The sequence below is a fragment of the Desulfocurvus sp. DL1XJH-121 genome (genome assembly GCF_054819825.1).
This window is the reverse complement of the sequence record NZ_JBTVWW010000026.1, coordinates 1-21,224: the sequence shown is the minus strand read 5'-3', so window position 1 is coordinate 21,224 and position 21,224 is coordinate 1. Positions and strand designations below refer to the sequence as shown.

The 21,224-nt window shown below is 66.5% G+C and carries 15 protein-coding genes; 13 read left to right on the top strand and 2 right to left on the bottom strand.

Annotated features, from left to right (window positions below):
* Positions 1 to 42 precede the first annotated feature (42 nt).
* The 9 genes from ACYYG1_RS15030 to proC all read left to right on the top strand — a co-directional run bounded on the left by ACYYG1_RS15030 (position 43) and on the right by proC (position 8,949).
* The gene (locus ACYYG1_RS15030) at positions 43 to 696 is read left to right on the top strand and encodes an endonuclease III domain-containing protein (protein WP_461211150.1); all 654 of its coding nucleotides are present in this window, start codon (positions 43 to 45) and stop codon (positions 694 to 696) included.
* Positions 693 to 1,808, top strand: coding sequence for a murein hydrolase activator EnvC family protein (locus ACYYG1_RS15025; protein ID WP_461211149.1), 1,116 nt, complete (start codon positions 693 to 695; stop codon positions 1,806 to 1,808). The genes ACYYG1_RS15030 and ACYYG1_RS15025 overlap by 4 nt, the downstream gene beginning before the upstream one ends.
* Positions 1,809 to 2,046: 238 nt before the next feature.
* Positions 2,047 to 3,336, top strand: a complete 1,290-nt coding sequence (locus ACYYG1_RS15020) for a S41 family peptidase (protein WP_461211148.1) — start codon at positions 2,047 to 2,049, stop codon at positions 3,334 to 3,336.
* A 13-nt stretch (positions 3,337 to 3,349) separates the two neighbouring features.
* Positions 3,350 to 4,630, top strand: a complete 1,281-nt coding sequence (locus ACYYG1_RS15015) for a divergent polysaccharide deacetylase family protein (RefSeq protein WP_461211147.1) — start codon at positions 3,350 to 3,352, stop codon at positions 4,628 to 4,630.
* A gap of 13 nt (positions 4,631 to 4,643) precedes the next feature.
* Complete coding sequence (locus ACYYG1_RS15010) at positions 4,644 to 5,612, top strand: ABC transporter substrate-binding protein (RefSeq protein ID WP_461211146.1); 969 nt, start codon at positions 4,644 to 4,646, stop codon at positions 5,610 to 5,612.
* 97 nt (positions 5,613 to 5,709) lie between these two features.
* Positions 5,710 to 6,594 carry an ABC transporter permease gene (locus ACYYG1_RS15005; protein WP_461211145.1) on the top strand — a complete coding sequence of 295 codons (885 nt, stop codon included), beginning with the start codon at positions 5,710 to 5,712 and terminating at the stop codon, positions 6,592 to 6,594.
* Positions 6,591 to 7,385 carry an ABC transporter ATP-binding protein gene (locus ACYYG1_RS15000; protein WP_461211144.1) on the top strand — a complete coding sequence of 265 codons (795 nt, stop codon included), beginning with the start codon at positions 6,591 to 6,593 and terminating at the stop codon, positions 7,383 to 7,385. The genes ACYYG1_RS15005 and ACYYG1_RS15000 overlap by 4 nt, the downstream gene beginning before the upstream one ends.
* A 265-nt stretch (positions 7,386 to 7,650) precedes the next feature.
* Entirely contained in the window at positions 7,651 to 8,073 is a 423-nt protein-coding gene (gene ndk, locus ACYYG1_RS14995; RefSeq protein ID WP_461211143.1) for a nucleoside-diphosphate kinase, read from the top strand.
* A 78-nt stretch (positions 8,074 to 8,151) separates the two neighbouring features.
* Positions 8,152 to 8,949, top strand: a complete 798-nt coding sequence (gene proC, locus ACYYG1_RS14990) for a pyrroline-5-carboxylate reductase (protein ID WP_461211179.1) — start codon at positions 8,152 to 8,154, stop codon at positions 8,947 to 8,949.
* An 85-nt stretch (positions 8,950 to 9,034) separates the two neighbouring features.
* On the opposite strand, the gene ACYYG1_RS14985 is transcribed toward proC, so the two are convergent.
* Both ACYYG1_RS14985 and ACYYG1_RS14980 read right to left on the bottom strand, forming a co-directional pair.
* Positions 9,035 to 11,221, bottom strand: a complete 2,187-nt coding sequence (locus ACYYG1_RS14985; RefSeq protein WP_461211142.1) for a RelA/SpoT family protein — start codon at positions 11,219 to 11,221, stop codon at positions 9,035 to 9,037.
* Positions 11,222 to 11,228: 7 nt separating this feature from the next.
* Positions 11,229 to 12,887, bottom strand: a complete 1,659-nt coding sequence (locus ACYYG1_RS14980; RefSeq protein ID WP_461211141.1) for a peptide-binding protein — start codon at positions 12,885 to 12,887, stop codon at positions 11,229 to 11,231.
* Positions 12,888 to 13,138: 251 nt separating this feature from the next.
* Between ACYYG1_RS14980 and ACYYG1_RS14975 the strand changes: the two genes are divergently transcribed.
* The 4 genes from ACYYG1_RS14975 (at position 13,139) to ACYYG1_RS14960 (ending at position 20,986) form a co-directional block, all read left to right on the top strand.
* Positions 13,139 to 16,345: a DEAD/DEAH box helicase gene (locus tag ACYYG1_RS14975; RefSeq protein ID WP_461211140.1), complete on the top strand. Its 3,207-nt coding sequence runs from the start codon at positions 13,139 to 13,141 to the stop codon at positions 16,343 to 16,345.
* Between the two features lie 838 nt (positions 16,346 to 17,183).
* Positions 17,184 to 18,494 carry an adenosylmethionine--8-amino-7-oxononanoate transaminase gene (gene bioA, locus ACYYG1_RS14970; protein WP_461211139.1) on the top strand — a complete coding sequence of 437 codons (1,311 nt, stop codon included), beginning with the start codon at positions 17,184 to 17,186 and terminating at the stop codon, positions 18,492 to 18,494.
* Positions 18,491 to 19,120: a dethiobiotin synthase gene (gene bioD / locus ACYYG1_RS14965; RefSeq protein WP_461211138.1), complete on the top strand. Its 630-nt coding sequence runs from the start codon at positions 18,491 to 18,493 to the stop codon at positions 19,118 to 19,120. The genes bioA and bioD overlap by 4 nt, the downstream gene beginning before the upstream one ends.
* 150 nt (positions 19,121 to 19,270) lie before the next feature.
* Positions 19,271 to 20,986: a uracil-xanthine permease family protein gene (locus ACYYG1_RS14960; RefSeq protein ID WP_461211137.1), complete on the top strand. Its 1,716-nt coding sequence runs from the start codon at positions 19,271 to 19,273 to the stop codon at positions 20,984 to 20,986.
* Positions 20,987 to 21,224 lie beyond the last annotated feature (238 nt).

Genomic DNA, 21,224 nt, shown 5'->3' with positions numbered 1-21,224 from the left:
CTACACTTCGCGCCAACCTAATCACCCTCTCCCCCGGACGCCATGAACCGCGAAGATCTTCTCCTGTCCATGTACAACGCCATGCTCGACACCCTGGGCCCCAGCGGCTGGTGGCCCGGGGAAACGCCCTTCGAGGTGGCCGTGGGCGCGGTGCTGACCCAGAACACCGCCTGGAGCAACGTGGAAAAGGCCGTGGGCAACCTGCGCGCGGCCGGGGCCCTCTCCCCCCGGGAGATGGAGGCCCTGGCGGCGGACGACCTGGCCCGGCTGATCCGGCCCTCGGGCTACTACCGGGTCAAGGCCTTGCGCCTCAAGGCGCTGCTGGCGTTCCTGCGCGAGGAGTGCGGCCACGACCTCGCCGCCCTGGCGGAGCGGGACACGGACGACCTGCGCAACGCCGTCCTCGGCGTCAAGGGCGTGGGCCCGGAGACCGCCGACAGCATCCTGCTCTATGCCCTGGAAAAGCCGTCCTTTGTAGTGGACGCGTATACCAAACGCATCCTCAGCCGTCACGCCCTTATTCCCGAGGACGCGGGGTACGACGAGATGCGCGAGTTCTTCATGGACGTGCTGCCGCACTCGGTGGAGCTGTACAACGAATACCACGCCCTCATCGTGCGCGTGGGCAAGCAGTTCTGCGCCAGCCGGTCCCCGCGCTGCGAATCCTGCCCCCTGCAACCCTTCCTGGAAAGATGACCGCCGCCCGCCGCCTGACCGCCGTCCTGCTGCTCCTGGCCGCCCTGGTCCCGGCCTCCGCCGCCCGGGGCCAGAACCCCGCCAGCATGCGGGAATCCCTGGAAGCCCAGCGCCAGCGCGCCGAACAGGGCCGCGAGGCCCTGACCCGCCTCACCGAACAGGAGCGGGAGCTGCACGGGGACCTGGCCAGGGCCGAGGACGAGCTGGACAGGCTCAAGGCCGACCTGCACAAGCAGGAACGCGCCCTGGCCGCCCTCCAGGCCGAGCGGGACGCGGCCGGCAGAGAGCATGCCCGGCTCTCCGCGCATCTGGAGGATTCCCGCGCGGAACTGGCCCGGCTGATGCGCGCCCTGTGGCCCCTGCGCGTGGCGGACATGCGCGGCCGCACGGCGGGCTCGGCCCGCTGGGACCGGGCGGACCGCAACCTCTCCTGGGGCGCGGCCCTGTACGCCGACGCCCGCCGGGCCATGGAGGAGGTGCGCACGCGGTCCCGCAAGCTGGCCGAGTCCGTGGAGCGCGCCGAGGCCCTGAGCCGCCAGGCCGCCGAACGACTGGCCGCCGTCGACGCCAAAAAGGACGAGAGCCTGGCCAAGCGCCTGGAGTTCGTGCGCGACATCCGCCGGGTGCGCGCCGAACGCATCAACGAGGAGCAGGCCCTGGCCCAGGTCATGGCCGTGATCAAGGACCTGGACTACCGCATCAAGGCTTCCACCGGGCGGCGCTTTTCGGCGGTCAAGGGCTCCCTGCCCGCGCCCGTGAGCGGCAAGGCCCTGCCCAAGTCCGCCACCAACGGGGCCAACACGCGCAAGGGCCTGGGCTTCGCCACGGCCGACGGGGCCAGCGTCACGGCCGTGCACTGGGGCAAGGTGGTCTACAACGACGTGCTGCGCGGCTTCGGTCAGGTGGTCATCCTCTACCACGGGGACGACTACTACACCCTGTACGCCTTTCTGGGCTCCACCAACGTCAACGCGGGCCAGGAAGTGGAAAAGGGCGAACCCCTGGGAACGGCCGGTTACTTCCCGCCCGCCAAGGGCTCCGGCGTGTATTTTGAGTTGCGATTGGGGCAAAAAGCTATTAACCCTCAACAATGGCTCGCGGGCCGGGGCTAGGCCCATCCCCGCGGCCCTGGTGCTGGACACCGCCCCCGCGCACGGGCAGGCCCTCCACTAGCAGGCTGTTGAACAAATCATTTCATGCAGGCCGTTCAAAAGTAGTGAGATGCAAGGCGCAAGAAAATGTAAGACCGACGCGTACTCCCCGTACGCGAGGGTTTGAATTTTTCGCAGCAACGCCGCAGATCGCTGCTTTGGGACGGCCTGCCAAGCCCAACCTTGACCGGAGGCATGCATGCGTCTCGCCACCTGGATCGGCGCTCTTCTCATCATATCCGTCCTAACCCTGAGCACCGGCCCCATACAGGCCAAGCCCCAGGCGGATCCGTATTCGTCGTTGAAGCGCCTCAGCCAGGTCCTGGGCCTGATCGAGGAGAACTACGTGCGCGAGGTCCCGCGTGAGGACCTCATCAACAGCGCCATCAAGGGCATGCTCACCGATCTGGACCCCCACTCCTCGTTCATGCCGCCCGAGGAATTCAAGGAGATGCAGATCAGCACCTCCGGCGAGTTCGGCGGCGTGGGCATCGAAATTTCCATCAAGGACGGCCGCCTCACGGTCATCGCGCCCATCGAGGACACCCCGGCCTACGGCGCGGGCGTCGAGGCCGGCGACCTGATCCTGGAGATCGACGGCGAGTCCACCCAGGACATCACCCTGCTGGAGGCCGTGAAGCGCATTCGCGGGCCCAAGGGCAGCACCGTGGACCTGACCATCCTGCACAAGGATTCCACCACGCCCGAGACCGTGGCCATCGAGCGCGCCACCATCCCCATCCGGGGCGCGCGCAGCGAGGTCCTGGGCGACGGCTACCTGTACCTCCGGCTGATCCGCTTCAACGAGAACACCACCCGCGAGATGCGCGCGGCCATCAAGGACTACGTCAAGGCCCACGAGCTCAAGGGCGTGATCCTGGACGTGCGCAACAACCCCGGCGGGCTGCTGGACCAGGCCGTTTCCGTGGCCGACACCTTCCTGTCCGAAGGCAACATCGTCTACATCCAGGGCCGCGACAAGGCCTCGCGCAAGGACTTCGACGCCCGCGCCTCGGCCGGGGACGTGAAGGTGCCCATGGTGGTGCTCATCAACGCGGGCAGCGCCTCGGCCTCGGAGATCGTGGCCGGTGCGCTCCAGGACCACAAGCGCGCCCTGCTGGTGGGCGAACGGACCTTCGGCAAGGCCACGGTGCAGACCGTGATCCCCCTGTCCGACGGCTCGGGCATCCGCATGACCACGGCCCTGTACTACACGCCCAGCGGCCGCTCCATCCAGGCCGAGGGCATCAGCCCGGACCTGGCCTACGCCTTCGAGCCCGTGCGCGAGGAGGACGGGGCCCCCGGCCGGATCATGCGCGAGCGCGATCTCTCGGGGCACATCGAAGTCGACAACGGGACCAAGAAGGACTCGGGCTTCAAGCTCTCGGACAAGGCCAAGGAAATGCTGACCCGGGACAACCAGCTCCGGATGGCCCTGCAGCTGGTCAAGAAGCTGCCCGACCTGACCCGCATCAAGAGCGTGCAATAGCCCGGCGGGTCCCATGCACGAGGAAGAAGGAAACAGCGGCGCCACCGCTGCCCGGCGCAGGAACCTGATCTGGATTCTGGCCGCCCTGGGATTGGTGGCCTGCGTCCTGCTCCTGGGCAGGCTCCTGCGCAGCCCCGAGGCTCCCACGGCGTCGCGCGCGCCCGAGGTGCGCATGGCGGCCCAGCAGCCCCCGGCCCCGACCGAGGCGCCCGCGCCGGGCGAGGCCGAGCCCCCGGCGGCCGACGCCGCCAACGCGACCGCCCCCGACGGCTACCAGGGCTTCGAGGAGACCCTGGGCGTGCCCCTGGAGCGCGTGGTGCGCCAAGTGGACTACGCCCTGGTGGAGTCCCTGCTGCTCACGGGCTACGACCCCCATGCCCTGGCCATCGCGCGCATGGAGGTCCGCAGCTACCACGACGAGGAATACCATTTCCAGGCCCTGGACATCTCCCTGGACGGCAAGCGCCAGCGCTTCCTGGAAACCCTGGAGACCGCCCTGCGCAAATGGGCGCCCGAGGCGGAACTCGCGCCGGACGGGAGCGGGAACTACACCATCTCCGTCACGGGAACGCCCACGCACTCCCTGCGCTTCCTGACCCCGGCCCCCGAGCCCCCGCCCCAGGCCGCGGGCCTTCTGGCCGTGGTCATCGACGACCTGGGGCGCAGCGTGCCCTTCGCCCGCGACCTGGCCGCCCTGCCCTATCCGGTGACCTTTTCCGTGCTGCCCCACCAGGCCCATTCCCGGGAGGTGGCCTCGGTAGCCGCCGAGGCCGGACGCGAGGTGCTCCTGCACCTGCCCATGGAGCCCAAGGCCTGGCCCAAGGTGAACCCGGGCAAGGGCGCCCTGTTCACCACCATGTCCCCCGACGACATCCGCCGGGCCCTGGCCGCCGACCTGGCCGAGGTGCCCGGGGCCGACGGGGCCAACAACCACATGGGCTCCCGCTTCACCCAGACGGGCCCGGCCATGGCCGTGGTCATGGCCGAACTGGGCAAGCGCAAGATGTTCTTCCTGGACAGCCTCACCGCCCCGCACAGCAAGGGGGTCGGCGAGGCCCGCGCCGCCGGGATCAAGGTCTACCGGCGCAGCGTGTTCCTGGACAACATCCGTGACACCAAGGCCATTCTCAGGCAGCTTGAGAAGGCCGACCGCCAGGCGGCGGCCTCGGGCCAGGCCGTGGCCATCGGCCACCCGTACCCCGAGACCCTGGCCGCGCTCAAGGCCTGGGGCGAGAACAGGGAACGGGCGGCGCGCATCGTGTCCGTGGGGACCCTGAAACCCGTAACCAAGTAAGGGGGAGCCGACCATGAAACGCCTGACGACCATTTTCATCGCGGCGCTCTTGGTGTGCTGCGCGGCCCACACGGCCCGGGCGGCGTCCTACACCGTGTCCGTGAACCAGTTCGTGGAGCATCCGGCCCTGGACGCCGTGCTCAAGGGCGTTCAGGACGCCATGAAGGACGCGGGCCTCACTGTGGCCTTCAACGTGCACAACGCCCAGGCCAACATGGCCACGGCCAACCAGATCGCCCAGGCCATCGCCGGCGAGAACCCCGACTTGGTGGTGGCCATCGCCACGCCCTGCGCCCAGGCCTGCGCCCAGATCGTGAAGAAGGCCCCGCACATGGCCAAGGTACCCCTGCTCTTCTCCGCGGTCACGGACCCCAAGGGGGCCGGGCTGGTCAAGGACCTGGACCGCCCCGGAGGCAACATCACCGGCGTCTCGGACATGACCCCCGTGGACAAGCATCTGGCCATGATCATGGAGGCCGTGCCCGGGCTGGCCAAGCTCGGCGTGGTCTACAACTCCGGCGAGGCCAACTCCAAGACCCTGGTGAACATGCTGCGCGCGGCCTGCGAGGCCAAGGGCGTCGAGCTCACGGAGGCCACGGCCGCCAAGACCGCCGACGTCTACCAGGCCACCAAGAGCCTGGCCGGGCGCGCCCAGGCCGTGTACGTGCCCACGGACAACACCGTGGTGGCGGCTCTGGAATCCATGGTCAAGGTCTGCGAACAGAACAAGATGCCCCTGTTCGCCGCCGACGTGGACTCCGTGCCCCGGGGCGCGGTGGCGGCCCTGGGCTTCGACTATTACCTGCACGGCCGCCAGACCGGCGAGATGGCCGTGCGCATCCTGCGCGGCGCGTCCCCGGCCGAGACCCCGGTGGAGTTCCAGCAGGGCATGAACCTGCACCTGAACCTGGGGGCCGCCAAGGCCCAGGGCCTGGCCTTTCCCGAGTCCCTGAAGGCCAAGGCCGCGAAGATCGTGGAATAGCCCGGACGGCCCGTCCGGCTTGCCATCGCCGACAATACCATGTAAGGCCGCTTCCACCGCGGCCTTACATTTTTCCAAGCAAGCGAGTCCCATCCGCATGAGCCTGTTCGCACTGCTCGGCGCCCTGGAACAGGGGCTGGTCTACGGGATCATGGTGCTGGGGGTCTATCTGACCTTCCGCATCCTGGATTTCCCGGACCTCACCGTGGACGGCAGCCTGCCCCTGGGCGCGGCCGTGTCCGCCGTGTGCGTGACCCACGGCATGAACCCCTTCCTGTCCCTGTTCGCGGCCATGGGCGCGGGCTTCCTGGCCGGGGCGGTCACGGGCATCCTGAACACCAAACTGAAAATCCTGCACCTTCTGGCCTCCATCCTGACCATGACGGCGCTCTACTCCGTGAACATCCGCATCATGAGCGGGCCCAACGTCTCGCTGCTCGGCGTGGACACGGTCATCGACCCGCTGATCAACGCGGGCTTGGCGGGCTACTACGCCTCGCCCGCGCTCTTCGCCCTGGTGGTGGCCGTGGTGGTGGCGGGGCTCGTCTGGTTCCTGTACACGGAGCTGGGCCAGACCATGCTGGCCACGGGCGACAACGTGCAGATGATCACCAGCCAGGGCGTGGACACGCACAAGGTCATCATCTTCGGCGTGGGCCTGTCCAACGCCCTGGTGGCCCTGTCCGGGGCCCTCATCGCCCAGAACCAGGGCGCGGCGGACGTGAACATGGGCGTGGGCACCATCGTGGCCGGGCTGGCCTCGGTCATCGTGGGCGAGACCGTGTTCGGCTGCTCCTCGGTGCCGCGCGCCGTGGTGGCGGCCATCCTGGGCTCCGTCATCTACCGGGTGGCCATCGCCCTGGCCCTGGGGCTGAAGATCGGCTCCTTCTCCTTCACGCCCAGCGACCTGAACCTGATCACCGCCCTGCTCGTGGTGGCGGCCCTCACGGCGCCTAAGCTCAAGGAGCGGCTCAAGCGATGATCGAGATCAAGGACATCACCCTCTATTTCCACAAGGGCAGCGTGAACGAGGTCCGCGCCCTGAACGACGTCTCCCTGACCGTGAACCAGGGCGACTTCATCACGGTCATCGGCTCCAACGGCGCGGGCAAGTCCACGCTCCTGAACACCCTGGCCGGGACCTTCGCCCCCCACGAGGGGCGCATCACCCTGCGCGGCGAGGACATCACCCGCTGGCCCGAATACCGCCGCGCCCGGCACATGGGCCGCGTTTTCCAGGACCCGCTGAAAGGCACCTGCGCCAGCCTGTCCATCGGCCAGAACCTGGCCCTGGCCCTCAGGCGCGGCAGGCCCAGGGGCCTCGGCCAGGGCCTGACCGCCGAGGACCGCGCGCTCTTCGCCAGGGAGGTGAAGAAGATCGGCCTGGGCCTGGAGGACCGCCTGGACGACTCCATGGGGCTGCTCTCGGGCGGCCAGCGCCAGGCCCTGACCCTGCTCATGGCCACCCTGGTCAGGCCGGACATCCTGCTCCTGGACGAGCACACCGCCGCCCTGGACCCCAAGACCGCCAACCAGACCCTGGTGCTCACCGAGCACCTAGTGGAGACGCAGAACCTGACCACCCTCATGGTGACCCACAACATGAACCAGGCCATCAAGCTCGGAAACCGCCTGATCATGCTGCACCAGGGCGAGATCATCATGGACATCGCCGGGGAGGACAAGCGCGCCCTGTCCGTCAACGACCTCCTGGCCCAGTTCTACGCGGTCAAGGGCGAGGAATTCAGCTCGGACAAGATGCTGCTGACGTAAAGGATCATTGAAATAATCATCTCTCGCAGACTGCCCCACAAAAAACGAGAGACGAGACGCAAAGAAAAATTTGAGCCAGGCCGCTCAAAAATAGTGAGATGCGAGGCGCAAGGGTAATTCAGGGCCGACGTGTATTCCCATACACGAGGATCTGCATTACCCGCAGCAGCGAAGCCGCGAAGCGGCGTAGCGACGAAGCAGATCGCTGCTTTTCAGCGGCCTGGTATGGACAACACCCCCTGTACCCGTGCACAAGGAGGAAACCATGGCCATTGAACGCACCTTTTCCATCGTCAAGCCCAACGCCGTGAAAAAGAACAAGATCGGCGCCATCCTCGCAATGATCGAGGACAGCGGGCTGAGAATCGTCGCCACCAAGAAGATCCACATGACCAAGGCCCAGGCCGAGGGCTTCTACGCGGTGCACGCCGAGCGCCCGTTCTTCGGCAGCCTCACGGACTTCATGTGCTCCGGCCCCTGCGTGGTGAGCATCCTGGAAGGCGACAACGCCATCGCGCGCTACCGCGAGCTCATGGGCACCACCAACCCGGCCGACGCGGCCGAGGGCACCATCCGCAAGCTCTACGCCGACAACATCGAGGCCAACGCGGTGCACGGGTCCGACGCGCCCGAGACCGCGGCCTACGAGATGAGCTATTTCTTCAACGCGCTGGAGATCGTGGGCTGACCACGCCATAGCGCAAAGACCCGCCCGACGCCTCGGCGCAAGCCAGCCGGACGCCCCGGGCACAAGCGGGAGACTCGCATCATGACCACCATCGGCTTCATCGGCACCGGCAACATGGGCGGCGCCATCGTGCGCGGATTGTCCGCGTGCGAAAACCTGCGCATCCTGGGCTACGACCTGCACAAGGCCAGCCTGGAGGCCCTGGCCTCCTTCGGGCTGGAGCCCGTGTCCACAACCCTGGAGCTGGCGCGGCGCAGCGACTTCGTGCTCCTGGCCGTGAAGCCCCACCAGGTGGAGGCCGTGCTGGACGAGATCCGGGGCGAGCTGGGCAAGGACAAGTGCCTGCTGTCCATCGCCGCCGGGCTGCGCACCGACGTGCTGCGCAGGGCCGCGGGCGAGGAATGCGCCATCGTGCGCATCATGCCCAACACCCCGGCCATGGTCGGGGCGGGCGTCTTCGCCCTCTGCCTGGAGGACACGCGCCTGGACGCCGAGCGCGCCGCCCTGGTCAGGGAGATGTTCGAGGCCCTGGGCCAGGTACACGTGCTGCCCGAACGCCAGTTCGACGCCTTCACGGCCCTGGCCGGTTCCGGCCCGGCCTACGTGTTCTACTTCATGGAGGCGGTCATCGAGGCGGGCGTGACCCTGGGGCTCACGCGCCAGCAGGCCACCAAGATGACCGAGGGCCTGTTCACGGGCTCGTCCAAGCTGGCCGCCGAGAGCGACCTGCACATCTCCGTGTTGCGCGAGATGGTCTGCTCCCCGGCGGGCACCACCATCGAAGCCACCAACGCCTTCGACGAGCACGGCGTGCGCAGCGCCATCGTGGACGGCATGATCCGCTGCGCCCTGCGCAGCGAGGAACTGGGCAGCTAGCAGCCCGGACATACGACGAACAACGCCCCGGCCCGCAAAGCGGACCGGGGCGTTTTCTTTGCTATAGGGGCCGCAGCGGCCGGGCCTACTCCTCGTGCTCCTCGTGCCGGGCCGAGGCGCGCTTGGCCTCGATGACGTTGTCGACGGCCTGAAGGATCTTCAGGGCGTGGTACAGGTGGTCCGTGTCGCGCACTTCCACGGTGAGCAGGACCTCGGAGTTGCCCGCCACGTTGGAGGCGAAGGACCCGGAGTCGATGTTCACGTCCTCCTTGTCCAGGGCCGCGCTGATGCGCGCCAGCATGCCGCGCACGTTCTTGCACACGATGCGGATCTTGGCCTGGAAGGTGGTGTCCGGCTCTTCCTCGCCGGCCCAGGACACGTTGAGCAGGCGCTCGGGCTCCAGGCGCGCCACGTTCACGCAGTCCGTGGTGTGCACGATCATGCCCCGGCCACGGCTGGAATAGCCGATGATGGCGTCGCCGGGCACGGGGTTGCAGCATTTGGCGAAATGCACCAGCACGTCGTCCACGCCCTTGATGCTGACCCGGTCCGAAGGCCTCTTTTCCGAGGCCGGGGCCTTGGGCCGGTCCTTGGGCGGCGGAGGCAGGGGCGGCAGCTCCGAGACGTCGGGCTTGGGCAGGAAACGGTTCAGGACCTGGCGCGCGGTGAGCCGCGAATAGCCCACCGAGGCCAGCAGCTCGTCGGAACCCTTGAAGGAGAAGTCCTGGGCAATGGGCTCCATCTGGCCCGATTTCAAGGCCTTGGCCACGTTGACGCCCATGCGGCGGCCTTCCTTCTCCAGCATCTCCCGGCCCAGGGCGATGGCCCGGGCCCGTTCCTCGGTGCGAATGAAATGATTGATGCGGGTTCTAGCCTTGGCGGTCTTCACGAATTTCAGCCAGTCGCGGCTGGGGTTGCGGCCCCGGTCCGTGATGATCTCCACCATGTCGCCGTTTCGAAGCTTGCGCGACAGGGGCACCAGCTTGCCGTTGACGCGCGCCCCGGCGCAGTGGTCCCCCACCTGGGAGTGGATGAGATAGGCGAAGTCCACGGCCGTGGCGCCGTCGGGCAGTTCCTTGACGTCGCCGTTGGGCGTGAACACGTAGACCTCGTCCTTGAACAGGTCGAAGCGCAGGGACTTCATGAACTCGCGGGGGTCGGACTCCTCCTTCTGCCAGTCCATCATCTCCCGAAGCCACGAGAAGCGCTCCATGTCCCGGGCCACGCTCTTGGAGCCCTTCTCCTTGTAGCTCCAGTGCGCGGCCACGCCGTATTCGGCCAGCTTGTGCATCTCCTCGGTGCGGATCTGGATCTCGATGCGCTCGCCGTCCGGCCCCACCACCGTGGTGTGCAGGGACTGGTACATGTTGGCCTTGGGCATGGAGATGTAGTCCTTGAACCGCCCGGGCACGGGCTTCCAGTCCGCGTGCATCAGGCCGAGCACCGCGTAGCAGTCCTTGATGCCCGGCACCACGATGCGGAAGGCGATGAGGTCGTGGACCTGGTCCAGGGTCAGGCCCTGCTGCTCCATCTTGCGCCAGGTGCTGTAGACGTGCTTCACGCGGCCGGACACGCGGCCCCTGATCTTGTTGTCCGCGAGCTTCTCGCGCACCAGGACCGTGACCTTGTCGATGTAGTCCCTGCCCTGCTGGGCGTAGTGCTCCAGGCCGTGGGCGATCTGCTCGTAGACCTCGGGCTTCAGGTACTTCAGCGACAGGTCTTCCAGCTCGATCTTGATCAGGTGCAGGCCCAGGCGGTTGGCCAGGGGCGCGTAGATGTCCATGGTCTCCTGGGCCACCAGCTTGCGCTTGTGGGGCTTCTGATAGTCCAGGGTGCGCATGTTGTGCAGGCGGTCGCAGAGCTTGACCAACAGGACACGGATGTCCTCGCTCATGGCCATGATCATCTTGCGCAGGTTCTCGGCTTGGGCCGCCTCCCGGGAATCGAAGGAGACCTGCATCTTGCTGATCTTGGTCACGCCGTCCACGATGTCGGCCACGTCCTCGCCGAACTGGCCGTCGATCTCCTCCACCTCGGCCTTGGTGTCCTCCACGGTGTCGTGCAAGAGCCCGGCGGCCACCGTGGCCGCGTCCAGGCGCATCTCGGCCAGCTTGTTGGCCACTTCCAGGGGATGGGACAGATAGGGCTCGCCCGACAAGCGCACCTGCCCGGCGTGGGCCGCCGCGCTGAACACGTAGGCCTTCTGGATCAGCTCGCGGCCCTCGGGCGCGAGATACTCCGTCTTGTCCAGGATTTCATGGATGCGGATCATCTGCGCCCTACCTGGTCATGGCCGGTTTCTTCTGCAGGGCGGCGGGAATCCACCAGTCCTCGAAGTTGTACGAGATGCCGGCGGGCGCGGGCTCGATGCCCTGGATGCGCGCGGAGACCACGTTCAGGGCCATGGGCGAATACAGGAAGCAATAGGGCTGGTCGCGGTGCAGGATCTCCTGGGCGCGGTCGTAGACCTTCTTGCGCTCGGCGCGGTCCACCAGATGGCGCCCCTTGTCCAGGAGCTCGTCCAGCTCGGGGTTCTTGTAGCCGATGAAGTTCAGCCCGCCGGGCACGGCCTTGGAGGAGTGCCAGACGTTGTAGAGATCCGGGTCGATGATGGTGGTCCAGCCCATGACCAGGGCCTCGAAGCGGCCCGTGTCGATGAATTCCTTGAGGAACGCGGCCCACTCAACGGTGCGCACCTTCACGGCGATGCCCACGCGCTTCAGGTTGTCCTGGATGATGGTGGCGATCTTGATGCGCTGGTCGTTGCCCTGGTTGGTCAGGATGGTGAAGGCGAAGGGCCGCCCGTCCTTGTCCAGCACGCCGTCGCCGTCGCTGTCCTTCCACCCGGCCCGGGCCAGCATTTCGCCGGCCTTGGCGGGATCGTAGCCGTAAGGCTTGATGTCCTCGTCGCACCAGTAGGTCCCGGGCTTGTAGGGCCCGATGATGGGCGTTCCCTGGCCCAGGAGCACGCCCTTGATGATGGCCTGCTTGTCGATGGCGTGGGCCAGGGCCCGGCGCACGGCCGGGTCCTCGAACAGCGGGTTCGTCAGATTGTAGCCCAGGTAGGTGTAGGCGAAGGCCTGATAGGTGTACTTGCGGAAATTCTTGTCCCATTCCGGGCCCTTGGTCTGGAACAGGTACTGCTGGGGGGTCACGCCCATGATGTCCAGGTTGCCGGCCTTGAGCTCCATGAACTGGGTGGCCATGTCCGGGATGACGCGGTAGACCACGGTGTCGAAATGGACCCGCCCCCGGAAATAGTCCGGGTTGGCCTTGAGCACCAGGCGGCTGCCCGCGTCCCATTCCTTGAGGATGTAGGGCCCGTTGCTCACGGGCTGGCGGCTGTACTTGGTGTCCAGCAGGTTCTCGCCCTTGAACAGATGCGCGGGCAGCGGCGCCAGGGACCAGGAGGACAGGGCCCGGGCGTAGGGTTTGTCGTAGGCCACCTCGAAGGTGTACTTGCCCGTGACCTTGAATTCCTTGACCAGCCTGTAGGACTCCGCATAGGCCGTGGGCGTCTTGGGATCCACCATCATCTCGTAGGTGAAGCGCACGTCCTCGGCGGTCATCTCCACGCCGTCGGTCCAGCGGATGCCCGGGCGCAGGGCGAACTTGAGCAGCCTGCCGCCGTCCAGGACCTCGAACTTCTCCGCGCCCCAGGGGATGAGCTTGAGGTCCTTGTCATACTGCAGCAGAGGCACGAAAAGCAGCCCGGCGATCTCCGACGAGGCGGAGTCCGAGGCCAGCATGGGAATCAGGTTCGAGGGCTCGCCGATGGTGCCGGAAACATAGGTTCCCCCGTATTCCGGCTGATCGGGGATTTGCGCGTCCGCGGACTTGCCCGGGGCCTGGTTTCCGCCGTCGGGGCCGTCGTCGCAGGCCCCGCAAAAAAGTGCGAGCAAAAGCGTCAGAAAAAGGAAAATAACCTTGCGGCTCATACAAATTCCATTTTGCGTTTGATGTGATCCCGTGCTATAGCCCATCGCCCTGCCTAGACTGGGCTGCACCGTGCCCGGTAAACAAAGCCGGGACCTGCGAGTATGGACCAGAGAGCCGGAAAAGCCAAGAGGCTCTTGCCAACACTCCGGATTTTGCTATCATCTGATATCGGCTGACACGGCTGCCTCACGCGCAGCCTATCCTGTGCTGAGCGTGAACATTAACTGCTACGGAACGAGGCCATAGGCTCATGGACAGCGCCGAAGAGAAGGTCGTAGAAAGCCTTCTTCAGGAATTCATCAACTTCACGGTTCCCGAATACATCGTGGAAGGCGCCAAGGACATCCTCGCCGCGCGGGGGGTCCAGAAGCTCTCGTTGAACAAGCGCGAGGGCTATTGGGACGTGGAGGGCCAGATCCAGGGCGACGATTTCCAGTCGTACAGCCCGGAGCTTGGCCTGAACCTGAACGAAGGAACCATCAATTTCTACTGCAACTGCGAGGACTCCTTTTCCGGGGTCTGCCGCCACGTCGCGGCCACGGCCCTGAAGCTGCATCAGACCCTCTCGGTCAAGGACGAGGCCGCCGCCCCGGTCACCCGCCACGACTGGCGCCAGACGTTCCGTTCCTATTTCTCCACCCCGCCAGAGCCCGAGTCGGGCAAGCATTATCTGATCTTCCGCTTCTACCCGGAGCACGGCAGGCTGCAGGTGGCCTTCTCCCGCGCCCGCCAGAACAAATCCGGCCTGTCCACGGTGCAGACCGAAGTCACCCTGGAACAGATCATCACCAACCCCGACTGGTGCGAAATGTCGCCCATGCTGCCCACCGTGGGCAAGCAGATCAGCCACTACCAGGACTACGCCGGCCACAGGGTGGAAATCCCCACGGGCATGCATTCCTGGTTCTTCCGCACCATCCGCGACGAATACTACCTGTTCTGGCAGGACACGGAACAGCCCGTGCGCATCCAGGACACCACCATGCGCCTGAAGCTCTCGCCCGTGCTCACGGAGGACGGCCTGACCTTCAAGGTGCTCCTGGGCCACGAGGGCAAGGTGCCCTTCCCCATCTCGGGCGACGAGGCCTTCTTCTACGGCCGCACTCCCCTGTGGGTCTGCTGGAAGCAGTCCTTCTATCCGGTGCAGACGGGCCTGGCCCCGAGCCTGATCAAGGAGACCGTGGCCAACCCCACCCTGGTGCCCCAGGACGAGATATCCGAGTTCCTGGACAAGGTCTGGACCAAGCTGCCCGCCAGCGACCTGCACGACGAGGGCGCGTTCCTGGAGGAGATGAAGCACATCTTCGTGCCCGCCGAGTACAGGCCCAAGCTGTACCTGGACGAGGAAGGCAGCCTGCTGACCTTAAGCATCTCCAACGTCTACGAGACCGAGCACGGCGAGGCCGTGCTGCCCGGGCCGGACCCGAACCTGCTCACTGGCAGCTACCAGTACGGCGGCACCTCCTATCTGGTGCGCCGCGACCAGGAGGCCGAGGCCGAACTGACCCAGTCCCTGGTGGACATGAATTTCCAGCCCCGCAACAACGAGGTCTGGTTCCTGGAGCCCGAGGAAGCCATCACCTTCCTGTTGGATCACTACCCCGCCCTGGTGGAGAAATACCGCATCTACGGCGAGAAGAACCTCACGCGCTACAAGGTGCGCCTTTCCTCGCCCACCATCGTGGCCGAGGTGGAGACCGAGGAAGAGGAGAAGTGGTTCAACCTCGACCTGGCCGTGGACTACGACGGCCAGCGGGTGCCCATCGACAAGATCTGGGAGGCCTGGACCAGCGGCAAGCGCTACGTGCAGCTCAAAGACGGCACGTACACCAGCCTGCCCGAATCCTGGCTCAAGAAGCTGGGCCACAAGCTGAAGACCATGGGCCTGGACCCGGCCGAGCCGCCCAAGAGCGAATACAAGCAGTTCGAGGCCCCGGTGCTGGACAAGCTCCTGGAGGACCTGCCCGGCGCCCGCGTGGACTCCTTCTGGGAGAACCTGCGCTCCAAGATCCACGACTTCCGCGAGATCCAGCCCGTGCAGCCGCCCAAGGGCCTGAACGCGAGCCTGCGCGGCTACCAGACCCAGGGGCTGTCCTTCCTGGCCTTCCTGCGCGAATACGGATTCGGCGGCATCCTGGCCGACGAGATGGGCCTGGGCAAGACCATCCAGACCCTGGCCTTCATCCAGCACATGGTGGAAAAGGGCCACAAGGAACCCAACCTCATCGTGGTGCCCACCTCGGTGCTGCCCAACTGGGAGCGCGAGGCCAAGAAATTCGTCCCGGACCTCAAGCGCCTGACCATCTACGGCTCGCGCCGCGACAACCTGTTCTCGCAGGTCGAGGACTCGCAGCTGGTCATGACCACCTACGCGCTTCTGCGACGCGACCTGGAGGAGCTCCAGAAGTTCGAGTTCAACTCCATCATCCTGGACGAGGCCCAGAACATCAAGAACCCCAACACCATCACGGCGCGCAGCGTACGCCAGCTGGGGTCCAAGCTGCGCATCTGCCTCTCGGGCACGCCCATCGAGAACAACCTTTTCGAGCTCTGGAGCCTGTTCGAGTTCCTGATGCCCGGGTTCCTCGGGTCCCAGCACGCCTTCCAGCGCGGCATCATCAAGCCCATCAAGGACGGCGACGAGGAGACCCTGGAGTACCTGCGCTCGCGGGTGCGGCCCTTCATCCTCAGGCGCACCAAGTCCGAGGTGGCCAAGGACCTGCCGCCCAAGATCGAAAACGTGCAGTACTGCGCCCTGGCCGACGAGCAGATGGAGCTCTACTCGGCCCTGGCCAGGAAGCTCAAGGAGCAGGTCCTGGCCGACGTGGACAAGAACGGCATGGCCAAGAGCCAGATGTCCATCCTGGACGCGCTCTTGAAGCTCCGCCAGATCTGCTGCCACCCGCGGCTGCTCAAGCTGGACATCCCGGGCGTGTCCACCAACCTGCCCTCGGGCAAGTTCGACGCCTTCAAGGACATGGTCACGGAGCTCATCGAGGAAGGCCACAAGGTGCTGGTCTTCTCGCAGTTCGTGCAGATGCTGCACATCATCCGCTCCTGGCTGCAGATCAGCGACATCCCCTTCGCCTATCTGGACGGCGCGTCCAAGGACCGCTTCGAGCAGGTGGACCGCTTCAACAACAGCCCGGACATCCCCGTGTTCCTGATCTCGCTCAAGGCGGGCGGCACGGGCCTGAACCTGACCAGCGCGGACTACGTGATCCACTACGACCCGTGGTGGAACCCGGCCGTGGAAAGCCAGGCCACGGACCGCACCCACCGCATCGGCCAGACCAGGCAGGTCTTCGCCTACAAGATGATCTGCCAGAACACCGTGGAGGAGAAGATCCTCCAGCTCCAGGACGCCAAGCGCGACGTGGCCGAGGCCATCATTCCCGGCAAGGAAACGTGGAAGTCGCTGACGCGGGATGATTTGGAGATGTTGTTTGATATCTAGGTGTTGATGAGAAAACAAAGATATGAAACCGCCCCTGGTCGTGTGACCGGGGGCGGTTTTTTTGTGGGCGAGGGGAGGGAGAGAGGGAGGGAAGAGTCGTGGAGCAGAACCAATTGTGCCCTCCCTCCCCTCCCTCCGCGTTCCCTCGCGGGTAGGGCGTTGGTTTGTCGGGAATGTGGGGGGAGGCGGCGCGGCCGCGTCCCATGCGGGTACGGGGGGCTTCGCTTCGGGGGTTTCCACCCAGGTCGCTGCGCCCCCCGTACCCGCATGGGGCGCTGGGAGGTCGCAGTGGTGCGGTCCGCCGTTGGTTCTGCCCCTCGTGTCGCAGCATGGGTGGTGCCGCCCCGTCGCACAAGCCCGGCTCCGCTTCGCTGATTTCCATCACAGCCGCTGCGCCGGGCAGCGCGCCGGGGCTTGGAGAGCAGGTGGGGCAGCATCGTAAATAGTACCACACCATGGGGCCAGGTATGATTTCAGCCCGCGTCTCTATCGTCAGGTAGGATACTTCTTCATTTCCCCTGTCGCGTTCTCGGATCGGGGAGGCTCTGTAGCAATGCTTAGCGCGTGGCGCGGGAGAGGTGCGCGACCGCCTGGATTTGTCCCGCCCCTGCGGCGAAGCCGCGCGGCGGGGGGAATCCTTCGAAGGGAGCGCGCCTCTCACGCGCCACGCGCCCGCAGCGCTACAAACCCTCCCCCAAACCACCTCATCATACCTGTTGCGGAACGCGGCGGGAGGGCGGGTGGGCACGTTTGGTTTTGCGCCACGACTCTCCCCTCCCCCCTCACAATCACCACCCCGCCAGTTGACAAGCCCGCCCCCATTCCACACCCTGTGCCCATGACAGACCATTCCCACGCCCAAGTACCCGACGTCGCGGCCTTCGACCGCGAGCACCTCTGGCATCCCTACACCTCCATGCGCGACCCCCTGCCCACCTTCGAGGTGGTCTCGGCGCGCGGCGTGCGCCTGACTCTGGCCGACGGCCGCGAACTGGTGGACGGCATGGCCTCCTGGTGGTGCGCCATCCACGGCTATTCCCACCCCGCGCTGGTGACGGCGCTTCAGGACCAAGCCGCGACCATGGCCCACGTGATGTTCGGCGGCCTGACCCACGCCCCGGCGGTAGGCCTGGCCAAGCGCCTCGTGGACCTGGCCCCCCCGGGGCTGGACCGGGTGTTCTTCGCGGACTCCGGGTCCGTGGCCGTGGAGGTGGCCATGAAGATGGCCTGCCAGTACTGGCTGTCACGCGGCGTGACGGGCCGCACCCGGCTGCTCACCGTGCGCGGCGGCTACCACGGCGACACCTTCATGGCCATGAGCGTCTGCGACCCGGAAAACGGCATGCACAGCCGCTTCAAGGGCGTGCTGGCCGAGCATCTCTTCGCCCCGCGCCCCGGGCCGGAGTTCGGCCAGCCCTGGGACGAGGGCTGTATCGAGGAATTCAAGAGCCTCATCCAGAAGCATCGGGACGAGATCGCCGCCGTGATCCTGGAGCCCGTGGTCCAGGGGGCCGGGGGCATGCGCTTCTATTCCCCGGATTTCCTGCACCGGGTGCGCGAGCTGTGCGACGAGACCGGCATCCCGCTCATCGCCGACGAGATCGCCACGGGCTTCGGCCGCACGGGCAAAATGTTCGCCTGCGAGTGGGCGGGCGTCGCCCCGGACATCCTCTGCGTGGGCAAGGCGCTCACCGGCGGGACCATGACCCTCTCGGCGGTGCTGGCCAACCGCCGCGTGTCCGACGGGATTTCCGACGGCAGCATGGGCGTGCTCATGCACGGGCCGACCTTCATGGCCAATCCCCTGGCCTGCGCCGTGGCCTGCGCCAGCCTGGACCTGCTCACGGCCTCGCCCTGGCGGGCGCGCGTGGCCGCCCTCGAGGAGCAGATGACGCGCGAGCTCGCGCCCTGCGCGGACCTGCCCACCGTGGCCCAGGCGCGCTGCCTGGGGGCCATCGGCGTCATCGAGACGGTGCGCCCCGTGGACATGGCCGCCATGCAGGCCTTTTTCGTGCAGCGGGGCGTGTGGGTGCGGCCCTTCGGGCGGCTGGTCTACGTGATGCCGCCCTACGTCATGGAATCCCGGGATCTTTCGCTATTGACCAGCGCCATGGCCGAGGCCGTGGCCCGCGAGGAGTTTTTCGCATGAGCGCGCTGCCTTCCCGCGTCTTCGTCACGGGCACGGACACCGACATCGGCAAGACCGTGATCTGCGCCCTGCTCATGGCCGGGCGCGGCGGCTATTATTGGAAGCCCATCCAGAGCGGCACCAGGGAGGGCACGGACACGCGCGGCGTGTGCCGCATGAGCGGCCTGCCCGGGGAGCGCTGTCTGCCCGAGGCCTACAGCCTGCGCGAGCCCCTGTCGCCCCACGAGGCCGCCGAGAGGGATGGGGTGTGCATCGACATCTCGCATCTCTGCGTGCCCGAGCTGCCCCAGGGCGCTCCCCTGGTGGTGGAGGGCGCGGGCGGGATCATGGTGCCCCTGGGCGGTGGGCGATTCATGCTGGACCTGATGCGCGCCCTGGGCCTGCCCGTGCTCCTGGTGGCGCGCAGCGACCTGGGCACCATCAACCACACCCTGCTCAGCCTCGCGGCCCTGCGCGGCGCGGGCCTGGACGTGGCCGGGGTGGTCATGAACGGCCCGGCCAACCCGGGCAACCGCGCCGCCATAGAGGAATACGGGGGCGTATGCGTCCTGGCCGAGGTGGGGGAACTGCCGGATCTGGAGCCGGAGACGCTGCGGCGGGCGTATGGGAAATTGTTCGGGGAATAGGACCGTTCCGCTTTGAACCGGCGGCGGACTTGGCCGCCGCGCCGTCAATCCAGCGACTCCTTCCGCCCCTTGTCCATCGACCTCGACAAAGATACAACAGCCCGCGCCATCCGAACCACCCATCCCGGCGAGACAACCCATGAGGCCAGAATGAAAAGCGATTCCTTGCGCTACAGTGTCGATGAAAACCCGTCCCCGGCATTGTGCGCGGCCCTGGCCCTCATCCACGTGGTGGTCATTTTCGATGGCATCCTGTTCATCCCCAACGTCATCGCCAAGACCGTGCACGTGCCCGCGGACACCATGCAATTCGTAAGCTTCGGCATGGTGCTGGTGGCCGCGGTCTTCACCTATCTGCAAAGCAGGCGCGCCTGGGGCATCGGCGCGGGGTTCATCCTCTTCACCGGGTCCTACAGCGCGTTCATGATCTGCTCCCTGGACGCGGTGCGCATGGGCGGCTTCGCCACCCTGGCCGCCATGACGCTGCTCACCGTGCCCCTGGTCTTTCTCTACACCTACTTCATCCGCTTCTTCCGGCACATCATCACCCCCGACGTGGGCGGAGTGGTGATCCTGCTCATCGCCGTGTCCATGGTGCCCATCGCCCTGGACCTCTGGAGCGGCGGCGGGAACGGCACCCCCGGGGAAGCCAGGACACTGTTCGCCGTCGGCCTGGCCACGGCCCTGCCCATGACCCTGTGCATGCTCTTCGGCAACTCGCTCCTCAAGATGTGGGGGCCGCTCCTGGCCATGGCCTGCGGATACGTCACGGCCGCCGCCGCGGGGCAGCTGCACTTCGAGCATTGCGCCGTGACCCCCTGGTTCGGCCTGCCGCCCCTGTCCTGGCCCGGCCTGGAGGTGCATCTGTCCGGCATGCACGTGCCCCTGCTCATGGCCTTCGCCATCGCCATGATCATCAGCGTCATCGAGAACACGGGCAACCTGATGCTCGTGCAGCGGATCTCCCAGCGCGATTTCCGGCGCGTGTCCTACGACGTGATCCAGCGGGGGCTGTACTGCGACGGGCTGAGCAAGGTCGCGGCGGGGCTCCTGGGCACCAGCGTGCCCTCGGTGTACTGCGACAACCTGCCCCTGGTGGAGATGACGGGCGTGGCCTCGCGCCGGGTAGGCGCCATGGGCGCGGCCCTGCTCCTGGTCCTGGCCTTCGTGCCCAAGGCCGGGGCCTTCATCCTGGACATGCCCGGCCCGGTCATGGGCGGAATCCTGGTGGTCATGGTGGCGCTGCTCTTCCACGCGGGCATCGGCCTGGTGACCATGAACCGCCTGAGCAACCAGCACGGCATCATCTGCGGCCTGGCCATGGCCGCCGGGCTGGTGGCCCAGAGCGGAACCTCTTTCCCAGGCCTGGTGCCGGACGCCCTGAGTCCGCTCTTGGGGAACAGCGTGGCCGTGGGCGGCTTCACGGCCTTCGGCCTGAGCGCCATGGCCTGGCTGCTGCCCAGGCGTTCCGTGGGCGGCACCTTCCCGGCCCGCCTGGCGGCCCTGCCCGAGATGAAGCGGATGCTGGAGGCCGGGCGCACCAGGCTCGGCCTGTCCCAGCGGTCCTTCAACGTCCTGTCCCTGTGCTGCGAGGAGCTTTTCTGCCACATGGCCGAGGAGCACGAAGGCAAGGAGGACAGCTTTCTCACCCTGCGCACCTCGCGCGACGAGGACGGCTATTTCACGGAGGTGGTCTGCGGCCACCAGATGGACGACATCAACAACTTCGCCCTGCCCGAGGGCCTGTTCAACGCAAAGCCCGAGGATCTGCGGCAACTGGGCATGGTGCTGTTCGCGGGGTACGCGCGCGATGTGAAGCACGTCGAGATTTCGGGGTATTCGTTTATTTCGTTTTATACTTCGTAGGGTTGGGAAGAATATGATTTGAGGAAAGCGCCCCCGGCTCGCAGCCGGGGGCGCTTTCTTTTGGAATGGGGATGGGTGATGGAGGAAAGGATGTGGATTGGTGGGAACAGCTGGTTCAAAGCTGGTGCTTTTGAACCAGCTGCCAAAGGGACCGGGGGGCGAGCCCCCCAGGCCCCTTGTATGTTGTCCCTGACCAAACGATAACGGTGAAATGGCAGAGGAGGCCGGGGGGAAGGAG

Bases quoted from the DNA above. Each gene is read 5' to 3' on its own strand.
- ACYYG1_RS15030 (WP_461211150.1), top strand. From the start codon at position 43: ATGAACCGCGAAGATCTTCTCCTGTCCATGTACAACGCCATGCTCGAC.
- ACYYG1_RS15025 (WP_461211149.1), top strand. From the start codon at position 693: ATGACCGCCGCCCGCCGCCTGACCGCCGTCCTGCTGCTCCTGGCCGCC.
- ACYYG1_RS15020 (WP_461211148.1), top strand. From the start codon at position 2,047: ATGCGTCTCGCCACCTGGATCGGCGCTCTTCTCATCATATCCGTCCTA.
- ACYYG1_RS15015 (WP_461211147.1), top strand. From the start codon at position 3,350: ATGCACGAGGAAGAAGGAAACAGCGGCGCCACCGCTGCCCGGCGCAGG.
- ACYYG1_RS15010 (WP_461211146.1), top strand. From the start codon at position 4,644: ATGAAACGCCTGACGACCATTTTCATCGCGGCGCTCTTGGTGTGCTGC.
- ACYYG1_RS15005 (WP_461211145.1), top strand. From the start codon at position 5,710: ATGAGCCTGTTCGCACTGCTCGGCGCCCTGGAACAGGGGCTGGTCTAC.
- ACYYG1_RS15000 (WP_461211144.1), top strand. From the start codon at position 6,591: ATGATCGAGATCAAGGACATCACCCTCTATTTCCACAAGGGCAGCGTG.
- ndk (WP_461211143.1), top strand. From the start codon at position 7,651: ATGGCCATTGAACGCACCTTTTCCATCGTCAAGCCCAACGCCGTGAAA.
- ACYYG1_RS14985 (WP_461211142.1), bottom strand. From the start codon at position 11,221: ATGATCCGCATCCATGAAATCCTGGACAAGACGGAGTATCTCGCGCCC.
- ACYYG1_RS14980 (WP_461211141.1), bottom strand. From the start codon at position 12,887: ATGAGCCGCAAGGTTATTTTCCTTTTTCTGACGCTTTTGCTCGCACTT.
- ACYYG1_RS14975 (WP_461211140.1), top strand. From the start codon at position 13,139: ATGGACAGCGCCGAAGAGAAGGTCGTAGAAAGCCTTCTTCAGGAATTC.
- bioA (WP_461211139.1), top strand. From the start codon at position 17,184: ATGACAGACCATTCCCACGCCCAAGTACCCGACGTCGCGGCCTTCGAC.
- bioD (WP_461211138.1), top strand. From the start codon at position 18,491: ATGAGCGCGCTGCCTTCCCGCGTCTTCGTCACGGGCACGGACACCGAC.
- ACYYG1_RS14960 (WP_461211137.1), top strand. From the start codon at position 19,271: ATGAAAAGCGATTCCTTGCGCTACAGTGTCGATGAAAACCCGTCCCCG.